This window comes from Aeribacillus composti (genome assembly GCF_031760945.1).
In the GTDB taxonomy this organism is placed as follows: Bacteria; Bacillota; Bacilli; order Bacillales; family Aeribacillaceae; genus Aeribacillus; species Aeribacillus composti.
Window position 1 is genome coordinate 2,434,867 of record NZ_CP134501.1, and the last position, 20,106, is coordinate 2,454,972.

Genomic DNA, 20,106 nt, shown 5'->3' on the forward strand with positions numbered 1-20,106 from the left:
AGGGAGGATGGATCGTATCATTCTCAAGGATTTATGAAAAGAACAGCAGTGGAGAAGATGATAAAACAGCTCGTTATATGCTGGGCGGTGCTTATTGAGTCTTTTTGGAGAACGCTCAAATGCGAAACGTAGATTTCGTTTGAGGACTGGCAATCGATACAAATTACCCTCATAAAACGACTAAACGGCCTCAGCCCTATGGAATATAGAGATAAAGCCGCTTAGATCATTTTTTATTCCGCTGTCACCTTGACAAGGGGCAGCTCGTGATAATCGCCTTTGTCTTTATTTTAATTTATTTAATTGCTCTCCGATCATTTCACTTAGTTGAAATCCTGTCGATTCCTCTTTCGGACGATATTTGCGAAAATCTTCTTCACTACCGGGCCCATCATCTTCCAATTCCTTTATGCTTAAGGAAATCCGTTTCTCTTCTTCGTTTACATCAAGCACTTTTACTTTTACCTTTTGTCCTTCTTCTAATACTTCTTGAGGAGTGCCTATATGTTTTTTAGAAATTTGCGATATATGGACAAGACCTTCTACTCCAGGTAAAACTTCAACAAAAGCTCCGAATGAGACGAGGCGTTGTACAGTTCCTTCGACAACATCACCGGATTTGATTTTTTCAGAAATGTTTTCCCATGGACCAGGCAATGTTTCTTTAATCGATAGTGAAACCCGTCCATTATCCCGATCGACAGACAAAACTTTCACTTTTACCTTTTCGCCTTCTTGAAGCACATCTGACGGTTTATCTACATGAGCATGAGAGATCTGAGAAATATGTACAAGACCGTCAATCCCGCCGATGTCAACAAAGGCTCCGAAATCGGCTAAACGTTGGACTGTTCCTTCCAATACATCACCAGGCTGAATCGACTGAAGCACTTGCTGTTTTTTCTCTTCCTGCTCCTTTTCCACTACAGCACGATGAGACAAAATCACTCGATTTTTTTCACGGTTTAGCTCCACAACCATCAATGTCAATGTTTTTCCTTTATAATCTGAAAAATCCTCAACATAGTGAGGTTCAACCAATGAAGCAGGAATAAATCCGCGGACGCCCAGGTCTACCACTAAACCGCCTTTTACGACATCCTTCACTTCTGCCTCAAATACTTCTTTATTTTCAAATTTTCTCTCTAATTCCACCCAAGCTTTATCCGCAGCCACTTTGCTTTTCGATAAAATGACTGCTTCTTCCTCAACTTTAATGACCGCTAGTTCAAGCTTGTCATTTTCCTCTACAACATCTGAAGCTTTTTCAATATGCAAACTAGACAGTTCACTAATCGGAATGATGCCCATTTGTTTGCAATTTTTAATATCAACAATCACCTGCTTATCTTCCACTTTTGTTACAATTCCCTCTACAACGTCTCCCACTTCAGGCACAAAAACTTCACCTTGATTGATGTCCTCTACCATACCATTTACCTCCTTGGTCAAGCCATAGCAACTCAACAAAATATGTACCATTCTATTTAGTATGTCACAAGCTACTCTAAATAGAATGAAAAATACCTCTTTTCTATAAGTTCTAACAAAAAATTCCGTTTGTCAAGTTAAATCCATTGATTACCTATATTTTTCGAGCAAATTTCTAATTTCTGTCATGATTTTATCGGTCGCTTCTTCAGCTGAAATTTTTTTGTTTCGATAAGATGTAAAATCAATGGCTGGGCCGAAAATGACTTTCGTTTTCCGAAACGGTTTGTAAGAACTGACGACGGCGCATGGCAAGACGACACAATCTGATCTTAAGGCAAAAAAACCTGCACCAGCCAAACCTTTTCCGAGTTCACCTGTTTTGCTTCTCGTTCCTTCCGGAAAAATGGCTAAAACTTCTCTTTCTTTTAATATTTTCAAGCCTGTTCTTAACGCCTCTCGATCGGAAAAGCCCCTTTTGACCGGAAACGCCCCCAATGCCCGGACGATCAGGCTGAAAACCGGAATTTTAAACAGCTCCTCTTTAGCCATAAAACGGAGCTGCCTTGGTGAAACGATACCAATCGTCGGAGGGTCCAAATTATTAATATGATTGGAACAAAGCAGCACGGCACCATCCATTGGAAAATGTTCCTTTCCGATCACTTCGACCCGAAAGAGCGGTTTAATAAAGCAGTAAACAATTGCCCTTGCAAATTGATAAAATTTACCCATTTCTTACAGCCTTTCTTTTACCAATTCTTTAATTAATTCCGCCACCTCTTCAATCGTCAATGAAGTTGTATCGATTTCGACGGCATCCGGCGCTTTTTTTAATGGGGCAGTTGCCCTCGTGGAATCAAGCTTATCTCTTTCTTCAATTTCTTTCTTTAATTGTGTTAAATCGGATGTAAAACCTTTTCTTAAATTCTCCTCATACCTTCTTTTTGCTCTTTCCTCTACAGAAGCCTTTAAAAATATTTTCAACTCCGCATTCGGCAGCACATGAGTGCCGATATCCCTGCCATCCATGACAACGCCGCCGTTTCCTGCAAGCTGTTTTTGCCTTTTCACCATTTCCTCCCGCACATTAGGATGTTTGGAAACAGTGGAAACATGCTTTGTTACTTCATTGGAACGGATAATCGCCGTTACGTCTTCACCGTTTACTAGCACTTGCTGACCTTCATTTACCGGCTTCAGTTCAATCGTCATTTCATTCAAAAGCTTGGTGAGCGCTTTTTCATCCTCCAAAGAAATGCCATTCTGTAAAGCTTTCAAAGTGAGAGCTCTGTACATCGCACCCGTATCAATGTATGTATAGCCTAAATCTTTTGCGATTTTTTTGGCAACTGTGCTTTTCCCGGCAGCTGCCGGACCGTCGATTGCAATGGAAATTTTTTTACTCATAATACCTCCTAGCTAGTTTCAAAAAATATGTATCTATTTTTTTGGAATACAGAAAGAAAAGCAGGGGTTTCCTGCTCTTTTAGCGGCTGATAGTTTCCACCCATTCGGAGATGGACATGTTTCCAACACCTTCATATTGCACGGCTTTTGATAAATATGGCTTCAATTCAGAATGGCGCAAAAAAAGCTGAGCGGCAATTAACATAATGAATTGTATAATGATCAATTTGATCAATATTTGTTCAAAGCGCTTCACAAAAAACATCCTTTTGCCATTTTTTATAAATAGTATGGACAGCCTTGCCGGTATTATTCATTCAAAATTCCTTTCTTTTTCATTTGCAGCTGCTGTTCAAAGCAAAAGCGAATCAATTTTTGCTGTGTCTTTTCATCAATATTGATAAATGCTATGGAAGCGAGCTTATGATGTTCCGCTTCCACAACTCTGAGCGCCTTCCCTGTTACCTTATAATATTCAATCGTTCCGTCCATAAACGTGAGCACCATATAAATATGTATATTTTCATTTAGCGGTACGTCCACACCATTTGGAATAATGATTGAAATGCCGCCAGCACTTATGTCGTTTGTAACTGTTGTAAATGGGGCGAATTCCTGATTAATGGCGTGTATGGCTACATCAACGGCTGTCTCGATTCTGACAAATTGCCGCCTTTGGATCTCCTCCATATACTCAGGTGCCTGAAGCATGATCATCGGGAGGTTATCTTTTTTCTTGCCAAGAACTTTAGTACGAAATTTATATGGTTTTTTTTCGCTGTTCACAAATGTTGCAACGAGCTCGGTGCCGTCTGGTAAGAAAACAGTTTTTCCTGTCTTGCTATTTATAGGAAAATCAATATAAAGAATGTTTTCTTCTTGGTCCACAAGTTTGCATTTTAGTATTTGATCTTGGCCAGAAAGTTCCAATGTGATCATCGTACCAATTTTTATCAACGTTACCACTCTTTCAATGTAATAAGCGCTCTACATTTATTAAAGCATGAAATGAAAAAAAGGGAAAGCCTAAAAATCGACTCCCCTTTTTGTGATTAAATTTCTCTGAATAACGGTTCAGCACTTTGCAATTTTTCCACTTTTTCTTCCGTTCCGTCCATTGCGTTGATGAAAATGCGGTACGTGTCTTGGTCAATCGTTCCTAAAAATTCATAGCACAGCACTTCTTCGCCGGCATCATTTGTCACAACAGCTAATCGATCCTCCTGAATTTCAACGTTAGAATGGACTGATTTTTTCGCTTCTTCTTTTGTAATAGCCGGTTTCGGCAAATTTCTTTTTTTGTGCGCTGCTAAATAATCACGTCCAGAATAACCTATAATTTCTCCGTTGTCCAACGCTACCTTTAAACGAACTGCATCAGGATATAGACGTACACCTTTATAATTAGAAACAAATGTGAAAACACCAATGTTGTCATATTGTGCACTCTCATAAAGCTCTAAATCCTTAAATTTTAGCTTTTTCAAAAATTCCGTTGCTCGGTTGGATGCTTCATTTAAGCTGATTTTTTGTTGTTTAATATCTCTGTTGTGCAATAAATAAATTAAATGACCGCCTTTTTTCGTGATATCCATATAAACATCATGTTTATTTCCTTTATCATGCATAGTAATGCTGTAAAACTGAATGTTTGATCCTTTACCATTTGTTGTTACATCTACTCGTTCTACATTTTTAGGGGCAAATCGTTTTGCGATTTGTTTTGCTTCTTGCTCTGATATTTCCTTTCCAGTTAATTGTTCAAATCCTTTTTTAGGCTTTTGCAGCGCTGTTGCCGTTGGACCGAAATTAGTTTCGGAATAGCCTTCAACATTTTTTTCTACCGTTTTAAATCCATCAATGATCGTATTGTCCATTTGTTTTTGCCCTGATGCTAGTGCGAGTTCAACATCCATCCAGCGCAGATTGTTTTTTAAGATTAAATGCTGGACGTTTCTCAATTCGTCTTGTATGTCTTTTGCATTTTTATACAATTTTTTTAACGTTTCATATTCTTGATCCGTTAACGGATCTTTGTTTAAATCTCTCACTGCTGTTTGATAACTAAATTTCCCAATATTTGACAAAAATTCCTCTGTTTTATTGAAAGGTAAAAGAGTTAACGGAAGCTGGCCGACATCATTGTGCGCTTCCGATGTAATTCTCCAAACTTCCGCCAGCGCCGGTGACAATGATTTTCTTGAATTCATGGCGAGTGTCTCGCCAATTTTGTCATGAAGCAGATCCACTTGATAGGTTAGATCGTGAAAAGCCCGCTGGTAATTGTTTTCTGCATGAATTAATACGGCGTTTTTTTCCTGATGCTCTTTATATCCCCAGTAGCCTGTTCCGATTAAGGCCACTGTAAGCAGCCCGATTAATAATCCTCGAAGCATACTGAATCACCTCACTATTCACAGAATATGTGTTTTCCGATTTTCTTGATTTGCGGCCGCGTCCATATCCATGGGCTTGTTGCTGTATCAGGATTGAAATAATAGAGAGCTTCTTCTGTCGGATCCCACCCGTTAATGGCGTCCATCACCGCTTTTCTCGCTGTTTCATTTGGTGTCAAATATATTTGTCCATCGCTGACAGCTGTAAAAGCACCCGGTTCAAAAATAACACCAGCAACCGTATTTGGAAATGTCGGGCTGTTCAGTCGGTTTAAAATAACTGCCGCAATTGCTACTTGACCAATATAAGGCTCGCCGCGGGCTTCTCCGTAAACGGCATTGGCTAAAAGATTTAAGTCATTTTGTGAAAAGCCTCCAGGCATATTCACCGCCATCGGCTGTACCGATTTCCCTGTTTGTTGTTTATTTTGGGCTGCTTGCTGTTTAGGAGCAGCCTGCTTTTGCCCTTGTCCAGCCTGACCAGCTTGTTGTTTTTTTGGCGGTACATTTTTTGCGAGATTTTTTTCGGTTTGCTTCCGCCATTTTGCGCGCAGCTCCTCAGAAGGCGCTGTTTGGATTTTTAGCGGCACTCCGCCATAATGGGTAAAGTCTCTGCCTTTTCGAATTTGTTCGTGGACAAAAGACTTATAATATTTTGTCGTATTGATAAGCTTTTGTTTTGTTTCAGGACCAACTAAACCATCTACTTCTTTAAGTCCGAAATTATTTTGAAATTTTCTAACTGCCCAATAAGTATTCCATCCATATACCCCATCAATTTTCCCATGATAATATCCGTTATATTGAAGTCTTGCCTGCAGTTCAATGACATCATCACCTGTCGCACCTCTCTGAATCACTTGTTCGCTAAAAGCATGAACATGCAGCTGATTGTTAGAAAGAATAAGAAAAACGATTAAAACAAAAGCGTTTGCGAGCAGATATTTCATGTTTTTTCCCATCATCATGCCTCCTCACTTTATATCGTTACATGTATTTTCTGTAGTAGATGTCATTTTATACAACAAAAAAACCGGCTCATGCCGGTTCAAAAATTTTTTTATCCTGATATTGTTTCGATATTTTGCTTGTATACCATGCGCGCTTTTTTTGCTTTATGAAGCCCAAACCACCATAAAAACACCATAAACGGAGTGACCCAAAACTTCCAGTCTTCATTGGAAAGCAAGATATAATTGTACGTTCCGTGCAAAAGAAACGGAATAACTAGAGAATAAAAGAGCCATCTTTTTTTAAGCCTATCATTCGAAAATTTGCTTTTTCCTAAATAATACCCCATGATGACACCGAACAATGCATGGCTTGGGACTGGAAAAATTGCGCGCCCGAATGCAAACTCCACACCGTTCGCAATTAAATATAAAATATTTTCCAATGTCGCAAAGCCGAGAGAGATGGACACACCATAAACGATTCCATCGTAATGTTCATCAAAATGAAAATGGGAGTAAATTGTAAAATAAAAAATAAACCATTTAAAAAACTCTTCCAATAAACTCGAAGCAAAGAAAGCTTGTAAAAAAGAAGAGGGAAATACATTTTCTGTTTCCAGAACGTATTCAATAAACATAATTGGAAAAACAAGCAGCGCACCGAAAATAAACGTCCGAACAACCATGTAAAGGGGTTCCATTTCATATTGATCCTTCAAATAAAAATATGAAAGTATTGCCAGCCCTGGTGCAATGCCTGCTGTAATAATCGCAATCATAATGACAGCCTCTTTTCTTCTAGTATCTCCTTATTTATGTATAGATTTATCAGAATGTTCCTTTTAAAATAAAACAAAATAAAAGAATGAGAAATGATGATTCATGTTAGAGCAGCAGTAAGTTGTTAAAAACATCCTTTTGATAAAATGGTAACATGTATATGACAAAATGAAAATCAAAAATAAGCATGAAAAAATGAAACTTTAATGAAAGGGATAAAAAGATGAAGAAAGTATTGATTTTACATACAGGCGGTACAATTTCAATGCTGGAAGATGAACAAAGCGGTGCAGTGAGACCAGAAGGGTCCAATCCTCTAACAAATTTTTCATTGAATGTAAACAATGTACAAACAATCGTAAAAGAGCTTTTTAACTTGCCTTCCCCGCATATAACTCCTAAGGAAATGCTGGAAATTAAAAAAGAAATCGAACATCATGCCAAAAATGGAAGCATCGACGGTGTCGTCGTCACTCATGGAACGGATACTTTAGAAGAAACAGCTTATTTTTTAGATTTGACTCTTGACCTTCCCATCCCCGTTGTTGTAACGGGTGCGATGAGGTCAAATAATGAACTCGGATCAGACGGATTATATAATTTATTGATGTCCATAAAAGTTGCTGCTTCCGACAAAGCGAAAAACCTTGGTGTGTTAGTTGTCATGAATGACGAGATTCATACAGCAAAAAACGTCACAAAAACGCATACAAGCAATATCGCTACATTCCAAAGTCCGCAATACGGACCGATCGGTATTGTGAACAAAAAAATTCTGGCATTTCATCACTATCCGTTAAGAAAAGAAACATATAGTATAACGAAAATCTCTAAACATGTGCTCCTTTTAAAGGCGTATGCAGGCATGGATGAAAAAATAATGGAAGCAGTTGAAGGACTGAATCCGGATGGAATCGTCATTGAAGCTTTAGGGCAAGGAAATTTGCCGCCGGCTTTAGTCCCCGGCATGAAACGGCTTATTGAGAAGAAAGTGCCGATCGTCATTGTCTCACGATGTTTTAACGGCATTGTGCAGGATGTCTATGATTATCAGGGCGGAGGAAAACATTTAAAACAGCTTGGCGTTATATTTTCGAACGGATTAAACGGGCAAAAAGCTAGAATAAAGCTTTTAGTGGCTTTAGAAAAAACGAGCGATTTAACTGAAATAGAAGAAATGTTTTCGAAATAATAAGCTGTTGTGATGATCAACACAAATTTTACTAAAAAATGTTACAAGTAAAGGGGGTGTCTAATAAGCCATTTTTACAGCTTATTGACGCCCCCATTAATGTGTTAGAAACGTTGATATATCGGTGTTTATGATTTTTTGTTTTCAATGGCGATTTGATTTCTGGACGGCCCCACAACTTATGAAAGCAACAAAATCAAGTAGAGAAAAACGGATTGTTTTTCTCTACTTGATTATTTTCGGGACATCCCCTATTTCTATACTCTTTTGATAATTTCTTCTGCGATCAATTCCCCGTGAAATCTGCCGTTTTCGATAAAAATCTCATTCGCATCATTTCCAGCTGCGATGACACCGGCTATAAAAATCCCATTTACATTCGTTTCCATTGTATCGGGATTGTAGTAAGGTCTGCCTGTCTGCTCATCAATAAGTACACCCATTTTTTTCAAAAAGTTATGATCTGGATGGTAGCCAGTCATGGCAAAGACAAAATCACAAGGAATAGTTTTTTCTTCTGTTCCGTTCACAATATAACTAATAGAGTCATTTTTAATTTCTTTTACATCTGCCCGAAATTCCATTTTTATATAGCCTTTTTTGATAAGAGAATCAAATTCCGGCAATATCCAAGGCTTAATGCTTGAAGAATACCCGCTTCCTCGGTACAATACAGTTACTCTAGCCCCGGCTTTATAAAGCTCAAGCGCGGCATCAACACTTGAGTTTTTCCCGCCGATCACAACGACATCTTTATCAAAATATGGATGAGCTTCTTTAAAATAATGGAAAACGTGGGGCAGATTTTCGCCTGGAACATTCATGTAATTTGGATTATCATAATAACCTGTAGCAATCACAACAAATGACGCACGATATTTTCCTTTTTCCGTCGTTACCATGAACGTTCCGTCCTGCTGCTTTTCTACCTTCTCTACTTTTTCATATGTATGAATGCGCAAATTTTTTCGCTTCACAACTTCCCGGTAGTAAGCAAGCGCTTGATTGCGGACAGGCTTTCGGTTTTCTGTGATAAATGGGACTCCGCCAATTTCAAGCCTGTCTGCTGTGCTGAAAAAGGTTTGATGTGTTGGAAAGCGATAAATGGAATCAACAATATTTCCTTTTTCAATAACTAAAGGATTTATTCCTTTTTCCTTCAATTCGATCGCAGCCGATAGTCCACATGGACCTCCGCCGACAATGATCACTTTTTCTTCTTGCATCATGATCACTCCTATAGCATTAAGCGGCTGGTGACAAAAGAAAAATTTCCCCTACATTATCATAGGGGAAACTGCAAAACGATGCAAATATTATACCCATCCGCGATATCTGCATGCTTCTGCCATTTTTCTTACGCCTACCATATATGCAGCAAGCCGCATATCTACTCTTCTGTTTTGCGCCGTTTCATATACAGTGTTAAATGCTTTCACCATCATTTTTTCCAATTTTTCTTCCACTTCTTCTTCAGACCAATAGTAGCCCTGATTATTTTGAACCCATTCGAAATAAGAAACCGTTACTCCTCCCGCGCTTGCCAATACGTCAGGCACGAGTAAAATTCCCCGGTCCGTTAAGATTTGAGTGGCTTCAACAGTTGTCGGACCGTTGGCTGCTTCTACGACAATTTGAGCCCGAATATTATGGGCATTTTCTTCTGTAATTTGGTTTTCAATCGCCGCAGGAACTAAAATTTCGCAATCAAGTTCTAACAATTCTTTATTAGTGATCGTATCATTAAACAATTTCGTAACAGTTCCGAAGCTGTCGCGCCGGTCTAATAAATAATCGATGTCAAGTCCGTCTGGATCGTACAGACCGCCGTATGCATCGGAAATACCTACAACTTTTGCTCCGGCATCATGCATAAATTTTGCTAAATAACCGCCTGCATTTCCAAATCCTTGGACAACGACCCTAGCCCCTTGTAAAGAAATTCCACGCTTTTTCGCTGCTTCGCGAATGCAAATGGTCACGCCTTTTGCCGTTGCCGATTCACGGCCATGTGAACCGCCGAGAACGAGAGGCTTGCCGGTAATAAATCCTGGCGAATTAAATTCATCAATCCGGCTGTATTCATCCATCATCCAAGCCATGATTTGCGAGTTCGTAAATACATCAGGTGCAGGTATATCTTTTGTAGGGCCAACAATTTGACTAATTGCCCGAACGTATCCTCTGCTTAATCTTTCTAATTCCCTGAACGACATATCTCTTGGATCACAAACAATTCCACCTTTTCCACCACCGTAAGGCAAATCAATAATTCCGCATTTTAGACTCATCCAAATTGAAAGCGCTTTTACCTCGTTTTCAGTTACATTTGGATGGAAGCGAACGCCTCCTTTTGTAGGTCCTACAGAATCATTATGCTGCGCCCGGTAGCCAGTAAATATTTTAACAGAACCGTCATCCATGCGAACAGGTATTTTCACTGTCAGCATGCGAATCGGCTCTTTTAATAATTCATACACCTCTTCTGGATAACCTAGTTTTCCTAACGCTTTATGTATTACCTTTTGCGTAGCTTTTAGCACATCATGCTTGTCATTGCCTTCGGCTACCATAATAAGTAAACCTCCTATATGTTCTTTAATAATGAAAAGGAAAAGTCCACCTTTCATGACTTAGTATACACCTTCTATAAATTAATTCAATCATTAATTCATAGAAAATAAAGGGATACTGAATTTCTTGTTAAAAAAAGAAAGCGGCAAACCGCTTTGTTTTTTATCAAATAAAATACTAAATCTACGCAAAAAAAGCTGATAAAACATCGCTGAAAGGCGATGTTTTGTCAGCCTCAGGAAAAATAGTCATTCAAAAGACGAACAGCGTGATCCTTTATCAATAATTTTCCATATTCATGCAGTCTATGAGTTGTCATATGTGTTGGCGTTCCATATTCCGCTAAAATTGCAACAAGATGCTCCGTTTCAATCTTAGAGATGTCATCAAACAGCAGGTAGTATCGTCCCTGATATGAATATAGCGCGCCTTCTGTTATTTCGAAACGTTGAAGAACTTTTGCAAGATCGAGGACATCTTCGAAATTCAAAAACTCATACAATATATCTTGATGTTCATCCACTTTTACTTGCATTTCAATATAATCATCTAAAAATTCATCTTCAAGTTCTTCATCATTATTTTTGGAAACAATGATCACCATTCCCTGTGCTTTTAGTGAATAAACCTCGACCGCAATCGAACCGTTTGCATGAAAATCGAGTTCTTCACTTGCCTCATTGATCATTTCCCGGAAAAGCTGATGAACTTTTAAAGAGTTGTTCCATAGATCTTCTTTTGTTAAGCCGCGATCCGACAAATCATCTAGAGTCAGGAAAATTTTAATTTTATTATGATTAAGACGCTCGAGCCGCATCTTCTTCCCTCCTGCCGTCAATACATCATACGATATTGTATGTTGATTCTAAAAGATGGTTCTTTAGTTAGTAAACAGTTTACAATTACGAGGGGGTGAAGACAAGCATTTTTACTCACAAATCACATTTTTATTTCGTTTTATAATAGAGATTAATATCAAATTCTTTTTTCATAACAGAAAAAACCTTGTCGCGATTCATCCACTCTTCTTCGCTTTTCCAAAAATCAGTGCTTTTATCAATAATTTCCCATCTAAGCTCATGATATTCTTTTTCCGCTTTTTCTTCTTTCTTTTTAAAATAAACGGCTGTTGAATAGCTGAATGCAATCAGCAAAACGGCGAATAAGTGTGATGATTGAAAAAAATAGAATAAAACAAACAAAAGATCTGTTTCCAATCGTTGATATACGTTGAAATAAATAAACACTATAAAAATGATCACTTCCACAAATGTAATTATTTGCCAAACCAAACATTTCTGTTTATATGTTTCGAATTCTCTTTTACGCTCAATGAGCCCTTGCAGCATATGCTTGGTAGGTTGATCTGTATAGGGCAGATCTTTAATTTGCCTTTCCATTCGTTTAAAATCCCCCAAAGTTTTTTGTACAAGTTATGCATGATCTTTTTCAAATATGAAAAATTTTTAGTTATTGGGGATTATCTAAAGGGATTTTTAAAACTTGTCCGACATAAATGTTGGAATCTTGAAGATGATTCCATTCTCGAATAAGCTCTTCGCCATTTCGGCTTTTATAATACTTCATCGAGATTTTATACAGCGTTTCGTTCGGCTGGACAACATGAGTAATGATGCGTCTGTTCTCTTCCATGTTTCCATCGCTTTCATTTCCAGAAATTTCTTTTCGGGTTTCGTCTCTTGTGCTGTTGGAAGAGGATTGTTCTTCAGTCGTTGGAGAAGCTTCCTGTTCATTCTGATTTCCTTCTTCTTTGTCTGAGTTAGAGGAATTATTTTCTTCCACTCTCTCTTCTTGAACAGACTTCCCGCTATTATTTTTAATAATTACAGAGTCAAAATCTGAAAGATTTTCCCCGCTGCGGTTTGATTGATTTCGTTCCAAATAAGAAGTTAAAAATAAAACAACGACTGGCACTAATATAAAAAGAAAGACGAGAATACGCAAAAGCGGATAGTTCATTTTCTTTTTTTTCTTCCGCCTTTTTTTATGCACTTCACTCCGAGACGGATATGTCCCCGTTCTCTCTTTTATTTCATCAATCATTTTTTCCCTTAAACGCTCAGCTTGGTCATGTTCATACGGACTTGTCATCTTCTTCATCGTCCCTCCCATCGCCTTTACTATTTTTCAAATATTGAAAGCGAATTTGCACTGCCGATACAAAGTCGATAAGAAAATGAGCGAAAATTGTTGTTAAAATATTCTCAGTCAGTTCAAATATCACTCCGAGAAAAAAACTGACGAACAAAACCGTTGCAAATAACAGCCATTTTGAAAGATAACGAAAATGCATGAAGGCAAAGATCAAACTGGCGATAAACAGTCCAAAATGGGTTTGCAGAACCCCGCGAAACAATATTTCTTCCGCAAAAGCAACGATAAGGGTCATCCAAAAAATTTCCGGCAAGCTTCTGTTTTGAAACAGTTTTTCATTGATTCCTCCATCATCGTACCAGCTTTTTGGCGCCCATTTCATAATTACCAAATCAATGAGCAGAACGATAACTGTTGCAAGCAAGCCAACAGCTATCGATTCCCAACTCAATTCCCATAATTGAAAAAAATCCTCCGCACGGTCAAAAAAAATGAACCCTAAAATAATCGATATAAGAAGAAATAGCGACTGAGTGACCATGAGATGAAATAAAAGCTCTCGATCGGTCATGTTCTTTATCAATTCTTCTTGTCTTTTAATCACGCCTTCACCCACTTTGACGAAACAGCCTTTTTAATTCTTGCTTCCAATCCCACTTTATCATTGGCTGGGATGAATGAATTTTTTTTCGGATAAAAAAACGATCGTTTATTCCGCAATTGTCGCAGCAAATCGAAACCTTTGTTGAAGGTTTTTCCTGAAAATAGCTTAAAATCATGTTCCGCCTGCATGCTTTTGCTCGTAAAAATGCTTCCATGTCGGCTAATTTTTTAAATTTCATTTTCATTCGATCTTCAATCTTGCTCCATACATAATTTACGATCTGATCAGTCGTCCAATGATACATGTTTTCATCCAACATTTGGAAATTATATTGTAAAAATCTCCTCTGTACATCAGACAAGCCGAAGCTGCTCCACTCTTCATCTGTTAAATCAAAGCATCCCTTTAACCGAATCGTTTTTACAATCAACTCAATCTCTTTTTTTTCAGGAAATTCAGAACGTATTATCGACCGGGGAAACTCCTCGTCACCCTTTGCTACAAGTGCAATTGCAATGCTTTGGTTTCCATCTCTTCCTGCCCGGCCTATTTCTTGTACGTATGATTCCATGTCAGCAGGATAATGGAAATGGATGACAAATCGAACGTCTTTTTTGTTTATTCCCATTCCAAAAGCATTTGTCGCCGTTATAACCGAAAGTTCGTCATTTAAAAATTGCTGTTGAATCAACATTCTATCTTCATATTCCATTCCGCCATGATAATAAGCCGCATTTGTCATTCCCTTTTGTTCAATCCATCTGGCAAGCTCTTCCGCCCACTTTCTTGTGGAGCAATAAATGATACCCGACCCTTCTAACATTTTCAGCCATTCGGCTAATCGCTCCAATTTTTCCTCTTGGCTGCTTACGGCTTCAACATTAATGGCAACGTTTTGCCTGTCAATAGAATGAATATGAAATGTTGCATCGGTTAAATGCAAGCATTTCGCGATATCGTTCAGCACTTCTTTAGTGGCTGTGGCGGTCATCGCCAAACAAGGAGGAGAACCGATCATCTCCCTTACCTTTCCGAGCTTTAAATAGTCAGGCCGAAAATCATGTCCCCACTGTGAAATGCAATGCGCTTCATCGACGACAAATAAAGATATTTGGATTTGCGCCAATGCATCCAATAGCCTTTTTGATTTAAACATTTCAGGCGATAAAAATATAAATTTGTAACGGTGCAATTGCCGAAAAGCTTTTTCTTTTTCATATCGGGTTAAAAAGCTGTTTAATGCAATGACTCTTTTTTCTCCAAACATTTTCATCTGCTGTTCCTGGTCTTGCATGAGCGACAATAGCGGGGACACTATTAATACAGCACCTTGTAAACAATAGCCAGAAAGCTGATAGCACAATGATTTTCCACCGCCTGTCGGCAGCATGGCAACTACGTCATGTCCGCTAATAACATCTTCAATTATTTCCTTTTGGCCTGTTTTAAAGCTTGAATAACCGAATTTTTCCTTCAGCAAAGTAAAAAGATCTTTCGTCATTGCCATCTCCTTATTGCAGCCATTGCCAGCCGAATTTGAAAATAGCTGTATTGATCTTGAAGATATTCTTTAACTGTTTTCAGCTTGTTCGTTTGCAGCTTTTCAATCGCTTGCCCGATTTTGACCACATCTTCTTTGCTTACATAAGGTTCGAAGGCAAAATCGTGCATGTTTAAAGCAATCTCAACAATATGGTCCTCAATCGTATTTCTTTTAAGCTTTCGGACTGCTGCAATTTCATCAATGCCCAACCCCTCCGCCAACAAGCGGTACGTTTTTTCCGCCGATGCGGTTAGCGGGTGTTTTTTTATCAAATCTCGTAAAAGACCGAATAATATCGGATATTGATCAGAACGTTTTTGCAATTCGTTCACCATTTGAATGACGGCAGCTTGAAACATAAGCTTCAAATAAAAAGGATCTTCATTCGCAGCTGCTGCAAGCTGTTCAAAGGTGATTCCATTTTTTTTAAAGCCGGACAAACGATTGACAACTAAGATAGCTCCCTTTTCATCTAAACATTCAAGCAAACGGTTCATTTCCAAAAACGTTCGATTTCCGATATTTTTCTTTGTCTCTTTCATCTGTAATATGTATGTTTTGACAAAATGCAACAGCTGACCATTATTTGTTATAGGTAAAAATTTCGAATGGTTATAAACTAGATGGGAAACCGTTTGAACAAATAAAGATAAACGCTGCCAAAAAATTTTTCCTATATCATTGTAGGTGGCCCCATCCAGCTTATCAGGAAACGGTTTTTCTGACAAAAATTCTTGCAGCACCCGTTCGCCGTTCATTGTGACCATATAAAACACGCCTTTTACTTGTTTGACATATGACAGCTGAACCAATCTGTTTAACAAGTGATTATATTCTTCAAGCTCGAGCTCACGGCAAATGCCAAATAAGTTCGATAAATGAAAAATAATGCTATCTTGAATCGTTTGAGAAGATTTTTTTCCTTTTAATAAATGAAAAACAGCTGCTTTCGATCGCTCGCATTTGAGCTGTTGAAAACAATAAAGGATGATTCCTTCCAAATAAGAGAGAGGCATTTGATCACCTTAAAAATTGAAACCTTCTGTTCAATCCTTATTTTATCAAAATTTATCCAATAATTGTCGAAAAATATATTATAATGAATGATTTGATTTAAGTAAGTTTATCGAAATACTATGACATTTCATCTTTTTTTATTGAAATGTTTAATATTCCATCTTACAATAATTATGTGGTATTCTGATTATTATATAAAACATTCTGAAGTGGAAGATAAATGTTTCTTTCTCTTTTATGACTTCTACTCATTTCATTTATACAGGAGGTTAGACAATGCCAAAATATACAATCGTTGACAAAGAAACATGCATTGCATGTGGTGCATGTGGGGCAGCAGCGCCAGATATTTATGATTATGACGACGAAGGAATCGCATACGTTATTCTAGATGATAACCAAGGGACGGTTGAAGTTCCAGAAGTTTTAGAAGATGATTTAATGGATGCTTTTGAAGGTTGCCCAACAGATTCCATTAAAATTGCCGATGAACCCTTTGACGGCGATCCTTTAAAATTTGAATAGCTGTTTCATCAGCTTTAAAAGAACAACCCCCACGGAAAAACGAATTTCTGTGGGGGTTTTGTGTATCATAATTCGGAGCACCGTGATGATGCGAAAACATCATAACGGCTGATCTCCGCTTTTTTGCATATAAATTTATGCATTTTGCACGTTAAATTTATGTTGAAGCCATTCTTTGATTCTGCCGTAAATCATTAAAAAGACAATGGCAATAATTGTTCCTTTAATGAGGTTAAAAGGCAAAATCCCGGCAATAATGACTTGCTTCACTTCTGCAATCGACATTTGCGGCATATTTAAAAACAGCGTATATGCCGGCAAAATGAAATAATAGTTCAATAAGCTCATGGCTACTGACATCGAAATGGTCCCGGCAGCTAAACCGAAAAGAACCCCTTTCATCGAACGAACTTTTTGAAACACGAATGCAAACGGCAAAAGGAAAAACAATCCGGCCAAGAAATTTGCCAACTGATCAATCGGAACTCCTGTCGCGCTTCCTTGAATGATGTAATGAAGCGTATTTTTAATCGCTTCTACAGCCAATCCTGCAATCGGCCCTAATAAAATCGTCGCCAGCATAGCAGGAATTTCGCTGAAATCAATTTTTAAAAATGCCGGAAGTCCCGGAAGCGGAAAGTTAAGAGCCATAAGCAAGTAGGAAATCCCGCTCAACATTCCTACAAAAACAAGTTTAAATGCCTTTGTTTTTAACACAGTCCTTCTCTCCTTTTCTTTCTGTGATCCATCTTGAAAAGAAGGAAGGGTCCATCTCCTGCTTCAATAAAAAAACCCTCTACATTGACGCAGAGGGAGAATTGTAAGCAGGTTAAAATAAACGTTTCAATGATCATATTTTTTGAAACGCCTGAACCCTCATCTTCTCCCATCCAGACTATACTGTCGGCTCTGGATTCTCACCAGATCCACCGTAAAGGAAAAACACCTTTACGGGTCACGGGCTAAAAAAGCTTAAAAGCTTTTATCACCGCCGGTCGGGAATTTCACCCTGCCCCGAAGATGAATCCATATTTTTTATCTTCATTATATACAATAATAAAAAAAAAGAAACTTATTTTATTTCATTGTCTTTTTTCTACAATTGCCAATATTTTTTACATCCTCTATAATAAAAAGGCATACATAATAAAGGAGGATTTTGTCGATGGCAAACAATAAAGTTGTCGAAGCTTTTATTGAAATTCCGACAGGAAGCCAAAACAAATATGAATATGACAAGGAAAAAGGCGTTTTTAAACTAGACCGGGTTCTTTATTCGCCTATGTTTTACCCTGCAGAGTACGGTTATTTAGAAAATACTTTAGCACTTGACGGCGATCCTCTTGACATTCTCGTAATCGTCACCAATCCGACTTTCCCTGGATGCGTCATAGAATCGCGTGTCATTGGCTATTTAAACATGATCGACAGCGGTGAAGAAGATGCAAAATTAATCGGCGTTCCTGTAGATGATCCTCGTTTTGACCATGTTCAATCGATTGAAGATCTGCCGGAGCACAAATTAAAAGAAATTGCCCATTTCTTTGAACGTTACAAAGATTTGGAAGGAAAACGAACAGAGATCGGCAGCTGGGAAGGACCTGAAGCAGCGGCAAAACTAATTGACGAATGTATTGCACGATACAATGAATCTAACAATTAAACAAAAAAGAGAGCTGTTTCTTCAGAAGCAACTCTCTTTTTCCCTTTTTACACACAGTAAACGTTTTCAAACTGTAAAGTTTTGAACCTTGACAACATAGATCAGTTAAGATAAAATAATCAGAAATTTTGTTTTCATTTTTAATTCGTTCACTAGGGGGATCTTAGAAAATGTTTCATGTTCTTGTTTCTGACTCAATATCAAGCGATGGATTAGCACCATTATTGAACGATGAAAACATCAATGTCGTTCAGAAAAAAGTAAGTGAAGTTGACGACCTGGAAAAATATGATGCTCTGCTCGTCCGCAGTGCAACGAAAGTAACAGAAGAACTGCTTCAAAAAATGACAAATTTAAAAATTGTTGCAAGAGCAGGCGTCGGAGTCGATAATATCGATGTTGAAGCAGCGACAAAATACGGAGTTGTCGTAATTAATGCACCTGACGGAAATACGATTTCAACTGCCGAGCATACATTTGCCATGATGGCATCGCTTGTTCGTCATATTCCACAAGCAAATGTTTCCGTTAAATCAGGTGAATGGAACCGCTCCGCCTTTCTCGGTACTGAGCTATACGGCAAAAGCTTAGGAATCATCGGTTTAGGACGAATCGGCAGCGAAATTGCCAAAAGAGCAAAAGCTTTTGGAATGAACGTCTTAGTGTTTGATCCATTTTTAACAAAAGACCGGGCGCAAAAATTGGGAGTAAACAGCTGCAAGCTCGATGAAGTTTTAGCGCAAGCTGATATCATTACTGTTCATACACCATTGACAAAAGAAACAAGAGGTTTATTAGGAAAAGAAAATATCGGAAAAACGAAAAAAGGAGTTTATTTATTAAACTGCGCCCGGGGCGGCATCATCGATGAAGAAGCATTAATTCATTATTTAGAAATTGGACATGTGAAAGGCGTTGCACTTGATGTATTTGAAGTCGAGCCTCCAGTAAATCGGAAGCTGCTTGATTTTGAACAGGTCATTGCTACACCGCATCTTGGAGCATCAACGAAAGAGGCCCAATTAAACGTTGCCTCTCAAGTTGCTGAAGAAGTATTAAAATTTTTAAATGGAAAACCTGTTACAAATTCTATTAATCTACCAACATTAACAAAAGATATATTTGACAAAATACAGCCGTTTTATAAATTGGCCAAAAAATTGGGTCAGCTTGCTTCTCAATACATGAAAGAACCTGTTCAACATATCGGAATCGTTTACGAAGGAACGGTTGCTGAACTCGAAACATCTTTTATTACGAAAGCATTTCTTGCTGGATTTTTAGGAGAACGGGTTGATTCAACTGTTAACGAAGTGAATGCTGGCCTCATGGCCAAAGAACGCGGCATCAGCTTCAGCGAAAAAATTGCTTCAAACGGTTCTGGATATGCAAATTGCATCGCTGTTCAAGTAGATGGAGATCATCGGACTTTTTCCGTAAAAGCAACGTATATTCCAAACTACGGTGAACGAATTGTTGATTTAAACGGTTTCGATATCGATTTTTACCCGGCAGGGGAAGTATTATATGTAGAACACATCGATAAACCAGGTGTTATTGGACGCGTCGGAAAAGTACTTGGCGACCATGGCGTAAACATCGCAACAATGCAGGTTGGACGTAAAAACATCGGCGGCGAAGCAATCATGGTTTTAACTTGTGATAAACTGATTGATGATCAGCTTATTGAAGCGTTAGTCCAGTTCGATGACATCGTTTCTGCCAAAACTATTCATTTATAATATTTAAAGGTGCTGGGAGGGCTTATCTCTCCTGGCTCCTCTGTTTTTAATCCTCCCAAAAACAAAAGACCGATGAAAAGCCCCATAATTAGGGCAATACCCAGCCTCCGCATTAAATCCAGCATCCGTTCATCCTCCTTTCCTCCTTTCGTACATTCTCA

22 protein-coding genes and 1 riboswitch are annotated in these 20,106 nt (G+C 38.2%); of the genes, 4 read left to right on the forward strand and 18 right to left on the reverse strand.

The annotated features are described in order from the left end of the window. Nucleotides 1-285: 285 nt before the first annotated feature. The 8 genes from rpsA to prsW form a co-directional block, all read right to left on the reverse strand. Nucleotides 286-1,431 (reverse strand): 30S ribosomal protein S1, encoded by a 1,146-nt coding sequence (rpsA, locus tag RI196_RS11810; RefSeq protein ID WP_066251967.1) that lies wholly within the window; start codon nt 1,429-1,431, stop codon nt 286-288. A 150-nt stretch (nt 1,432-1,581) separates the two neighbouring features. After that, nucleotides 1,582-2,166 carry a lysophospholipid acyltransferase family protein gene (locus RI196_RS11815; protein WP_311066281.1) on the reverse strand — a complete coding sequence of 195 codons (585 nt, stop codon included), beginning with the start codon at nt 2,164-2,166 and terminating at the stop codon, nt 1,582-1,584. A gap of 3 nt (nt 2,167-2,169) precedes the next feature. After that, nucleotides 2,170-2,841 (reverse strand): (d)CMP kinase, encoded by a 672-nt coding sequence (cmk, locus tag RI196_RS11820; RefSeq protein WP_063388604.1) that lies wholly within the window; start codon nt 2,839-2,841, stop codon nt 2,170-2,172. 79 nt (nt 2,842-2,920) lie between these two features. After that, nucleotides 2,921-3,106, reverse strand: a complete 186-nt coding sequence (locus RI196_RS11825; protein WP_232515564.1) for a DUF5359 family protein — start codon at nt 3,104-3,106, stop codon at nt 2,921-2,923. A 44-nt stretch (nt 3,107-3,150) separates the two neighbouring features. Continuing rightward, nucleotides 3,151-3,798, reverse strand: coding sequence for a flagellar brake protein (locus RI196_RS11830; protein ID WP_130156168.1), 648 nt, complete (start codon nt 3,796-3,798; stop codon nt 3,151-3,153). A gap of 95 nt (nt 3,799-3,893) precedes the next feature. Then, nucleotides 3,894-5,237, reverse strand: a complete 1,344-nt coding sequence (gene ypeB, locus RI196_RS11835) for a germination protein YpeB (RefSeq protein ID WP_144598200.1) — start codon at nt 5,235-5,237, stop codon at nt 3,894-3,896. A gap of 14 nt (nt 5,238-5,251) precedes the next feature. After that, nucleotides 5,252-6,205: a spore cortex-lytic enzyme gene (gene sleB, locus RI196_RS11840; RefSeq protein WP_094246145.1), complete on the reverse strand. Its 954-nt coding sequence runs from the start codon at nt 6,203-6,205 to the stop codon at nt 5,252-5,254. Nucleotides 6,206-6,297: 92 nt separating this feature from the next. Next, nucleotides 6,298-6,969: a glutamic-type intramembrane protease PrsW gene (gene prsW, locus RI196_RS11845; RefSeq protein ID WP_066251976.1), complete on the reverse strand. Its 672-nt coding sequence runs from the start codon at nt 6,967-6,969 to the stop codon at nt 6,298-6,300. 224 nt (nt 6,970-7,193) lie between these two features. Here prsW and RI196_RS11850 point away from each other — a divergent pair, with 224 nt between their 5' ends. Beyond that, a complete protein-coding gene (locus tag RI196_RS11850) occupies nt 7,194-8,162 on the forward strand; it encodes an asparaginase (protein ID WP_144598199.1) in 969 nt (322 codons plus the stop codon). A 257-nt stretch (nt 8,163-8,419) separates the two neighbouring features. Here RI196_RS11850 and RI196_RS11855 read toward each other — a convergent pair whose 3' ends face one another. From RI196_RS11855 to RI196_RS11890, 8 genes are all read right to left on the reverse strand, one after another. Then, complete coding sequence (locus RI196_RS11855; RefSeq protein WP_066247690.1) at nt 8,420-9,388, reverse strand: YpdA family putative bacillithiol disulfide reductase; 969 nt, start codon at nt 9,386-9,388, stop codon at nt 8,420-8,422. A 90-nt stretch (nt 9,389-9,478) separates the two neighbouring features. Then, on the reverse strand, nt 9,479-10,735 hold the full coding sequence (locus RI196_RS11860; protein ID WP_063388611.1) for a Glu/Leu/Phe/Val family dehydrogenase: 1,257 nt from the start codon (nt 10,733-10,735) through the stop codon (nt 9,479-9,481). Between the two features lie 236 nt (nt 10,736-10,971). Continuing rightward, nucleotides 10,972-11,553, reverse strand: coding sequence for a genetic competence negative regulator (locus RI196_RS11865; protein ID WP_063388612.1), 582 nt, complete (start codon nt 11,551-11,553; stop codon nt 10,972-10,974). Nucleotides 11,554-11,683: 130 nt separating this feature from the next. Further along, the gene (locus RI196_RS11870; RefSeq protein WP_063388613.1) at nt 11,684-12,136 is read right to left on the reverse strand and encodes a DUF2663 family protein; all 453 of its coding nucleotides are present in this window, start codon (nt 12,134-12,136) and stop codon (nt 11,684-11,686) included. A gap of 70 nt (nt 12,137-12,206) precedes the next feature. Continuing rightward, nucleotides 12,207-12,857, reverse strand: coding sequence for a LysM peptidoglycan-binding domain-containing protein (locus RI196_RS11875; protein WP_157728008.1), 651 nt, complete (start codon nt 12,855-12,857; stop codon nt 12,207-12,209). Then, nucleotides 12,832-13,455: a CPBP family intramembrane glutamic endopeptidase gene (locus RI196_RS11880; protein ID WP_311066282.1), complete on the reverse strand. Its 624-nt coding sequence runs from the start codon at nt 13,453-13,455 to the stop codon at nt 12,832-12,834. Before RI196_RS11880 ends, RI196_RS11875 begins: the two co-directional genes overlap by 26 nt. Nucleotides 13,456-13,459: 4 nt before the next feature. Continuing rightward, the gene (locus RI196_RS11885; RefSeq protein ID WP_311066283.1) at nt 13,460-14,956 is read right to left on the reverse strand and encodes a RecQ family ATP-dependent DNA helicase; all 1,497 of its coding nucleotides are present in this window, start codon (nt 14,954-14,956) and stop codon (nt 13,460-13,462) included. After that, nucleotides 14,953-16,014, reverse strand: coding sequence for a YpbB family protein (locus RI196_RS11890; protein WP_311066284.1), 1,062 nt, complete (start codon nt 16,012-16,014; stop codon nt 14,953-14,955). The genes RI196_RS11885 and RI196_RS11890 overlap by 4 nt, the downstream gene beginning before the upstream one ends. Before the next feature lie 277 nt (nt 16,015-16,291). Between RI196_RS11890 and RI196_RS11895 the strand changes: the two genes are divergently transcribed. After that, entirely contained in the window at nt 16,292-16,540 is a 249-nt protein-coding gene (locus tag RI196_RS11895) for a ferredoxin (protein WP_063388618.1), read from the forward strand. A gap of 135 nt (nt 16,541-16,675) precedes the next feature. Here the strand turns inward: RI196_RS11895 and RI196_RS11900 are convergent, their stop codons facing one another. Further along, the gene (locus RI196_RS11900; RefSeq protein WP_063388659.1) at nt 16,676-17,218 is read right to left on the reverse strand and encodes an ECF transporter S component; all 543 of its coding nucleotides are present in this window, start codon (nt 17,216-17,218) and stop codon (nt 16,676-16,678) included. A gap of 196 nt (nt 17,219-17,414) precedes the next feature. After that, nucleotides 17,415-17,566, reverse strand: a riboswitch (FMN riboswitch). A gap of 139 nt (nt 17,567-17,705) precedes the next feature. On the opposite strand from RI196_RS11900, the gene RI196_RS11905 reads away from it, so the two are divergent. Both RI196_RS11905 and serA read left to right on the forward strand, forming a co-directional pair. Continuing rightward, a complete protein-coding gene (locus RI196_RS11905; RefSeq protein ID WP_063388619.1) occupies nt 17,706-18,203 on the forward strand; it encodes an inorganic diphosphatase in 498 nt (165 codons plus the stop codon). 170 nt (nt 18,204-18,373) lie between these two features. Next, nucleotides 18,374-19,945 carry a phosphoglycerate dehydrogenase gene (serA, locus tag RI196_RS11910; protein WP_311066285.1) on the forward strand — a complete coding sequence of 524 codons (1,572 nt, stop codon included), beginning with the start codon at nt 18,374-18,376 and terminating at the stop codon, nt 19,943-19,945. Here serA and RI196_RS11915 read toward each other — a convergent pair. Next, the gene (locus tag RI196_RS11915) at nt 19,936-20,070 is read right to left on the reverse strand and encodes a hypothetical protein (protein WP_261308724.1); all 135 of its coding nucleotides are present in this window, start codon (nt 20,068-20,070) and stop codon (nt 19,936-19,938) included. The two genes, serA and RI196_RS11915, sit on opposite strands and share 10 nt — an antisense overlap. Nucleotides 20,071-20,106 lie beyond the last annotated feature (36 nt).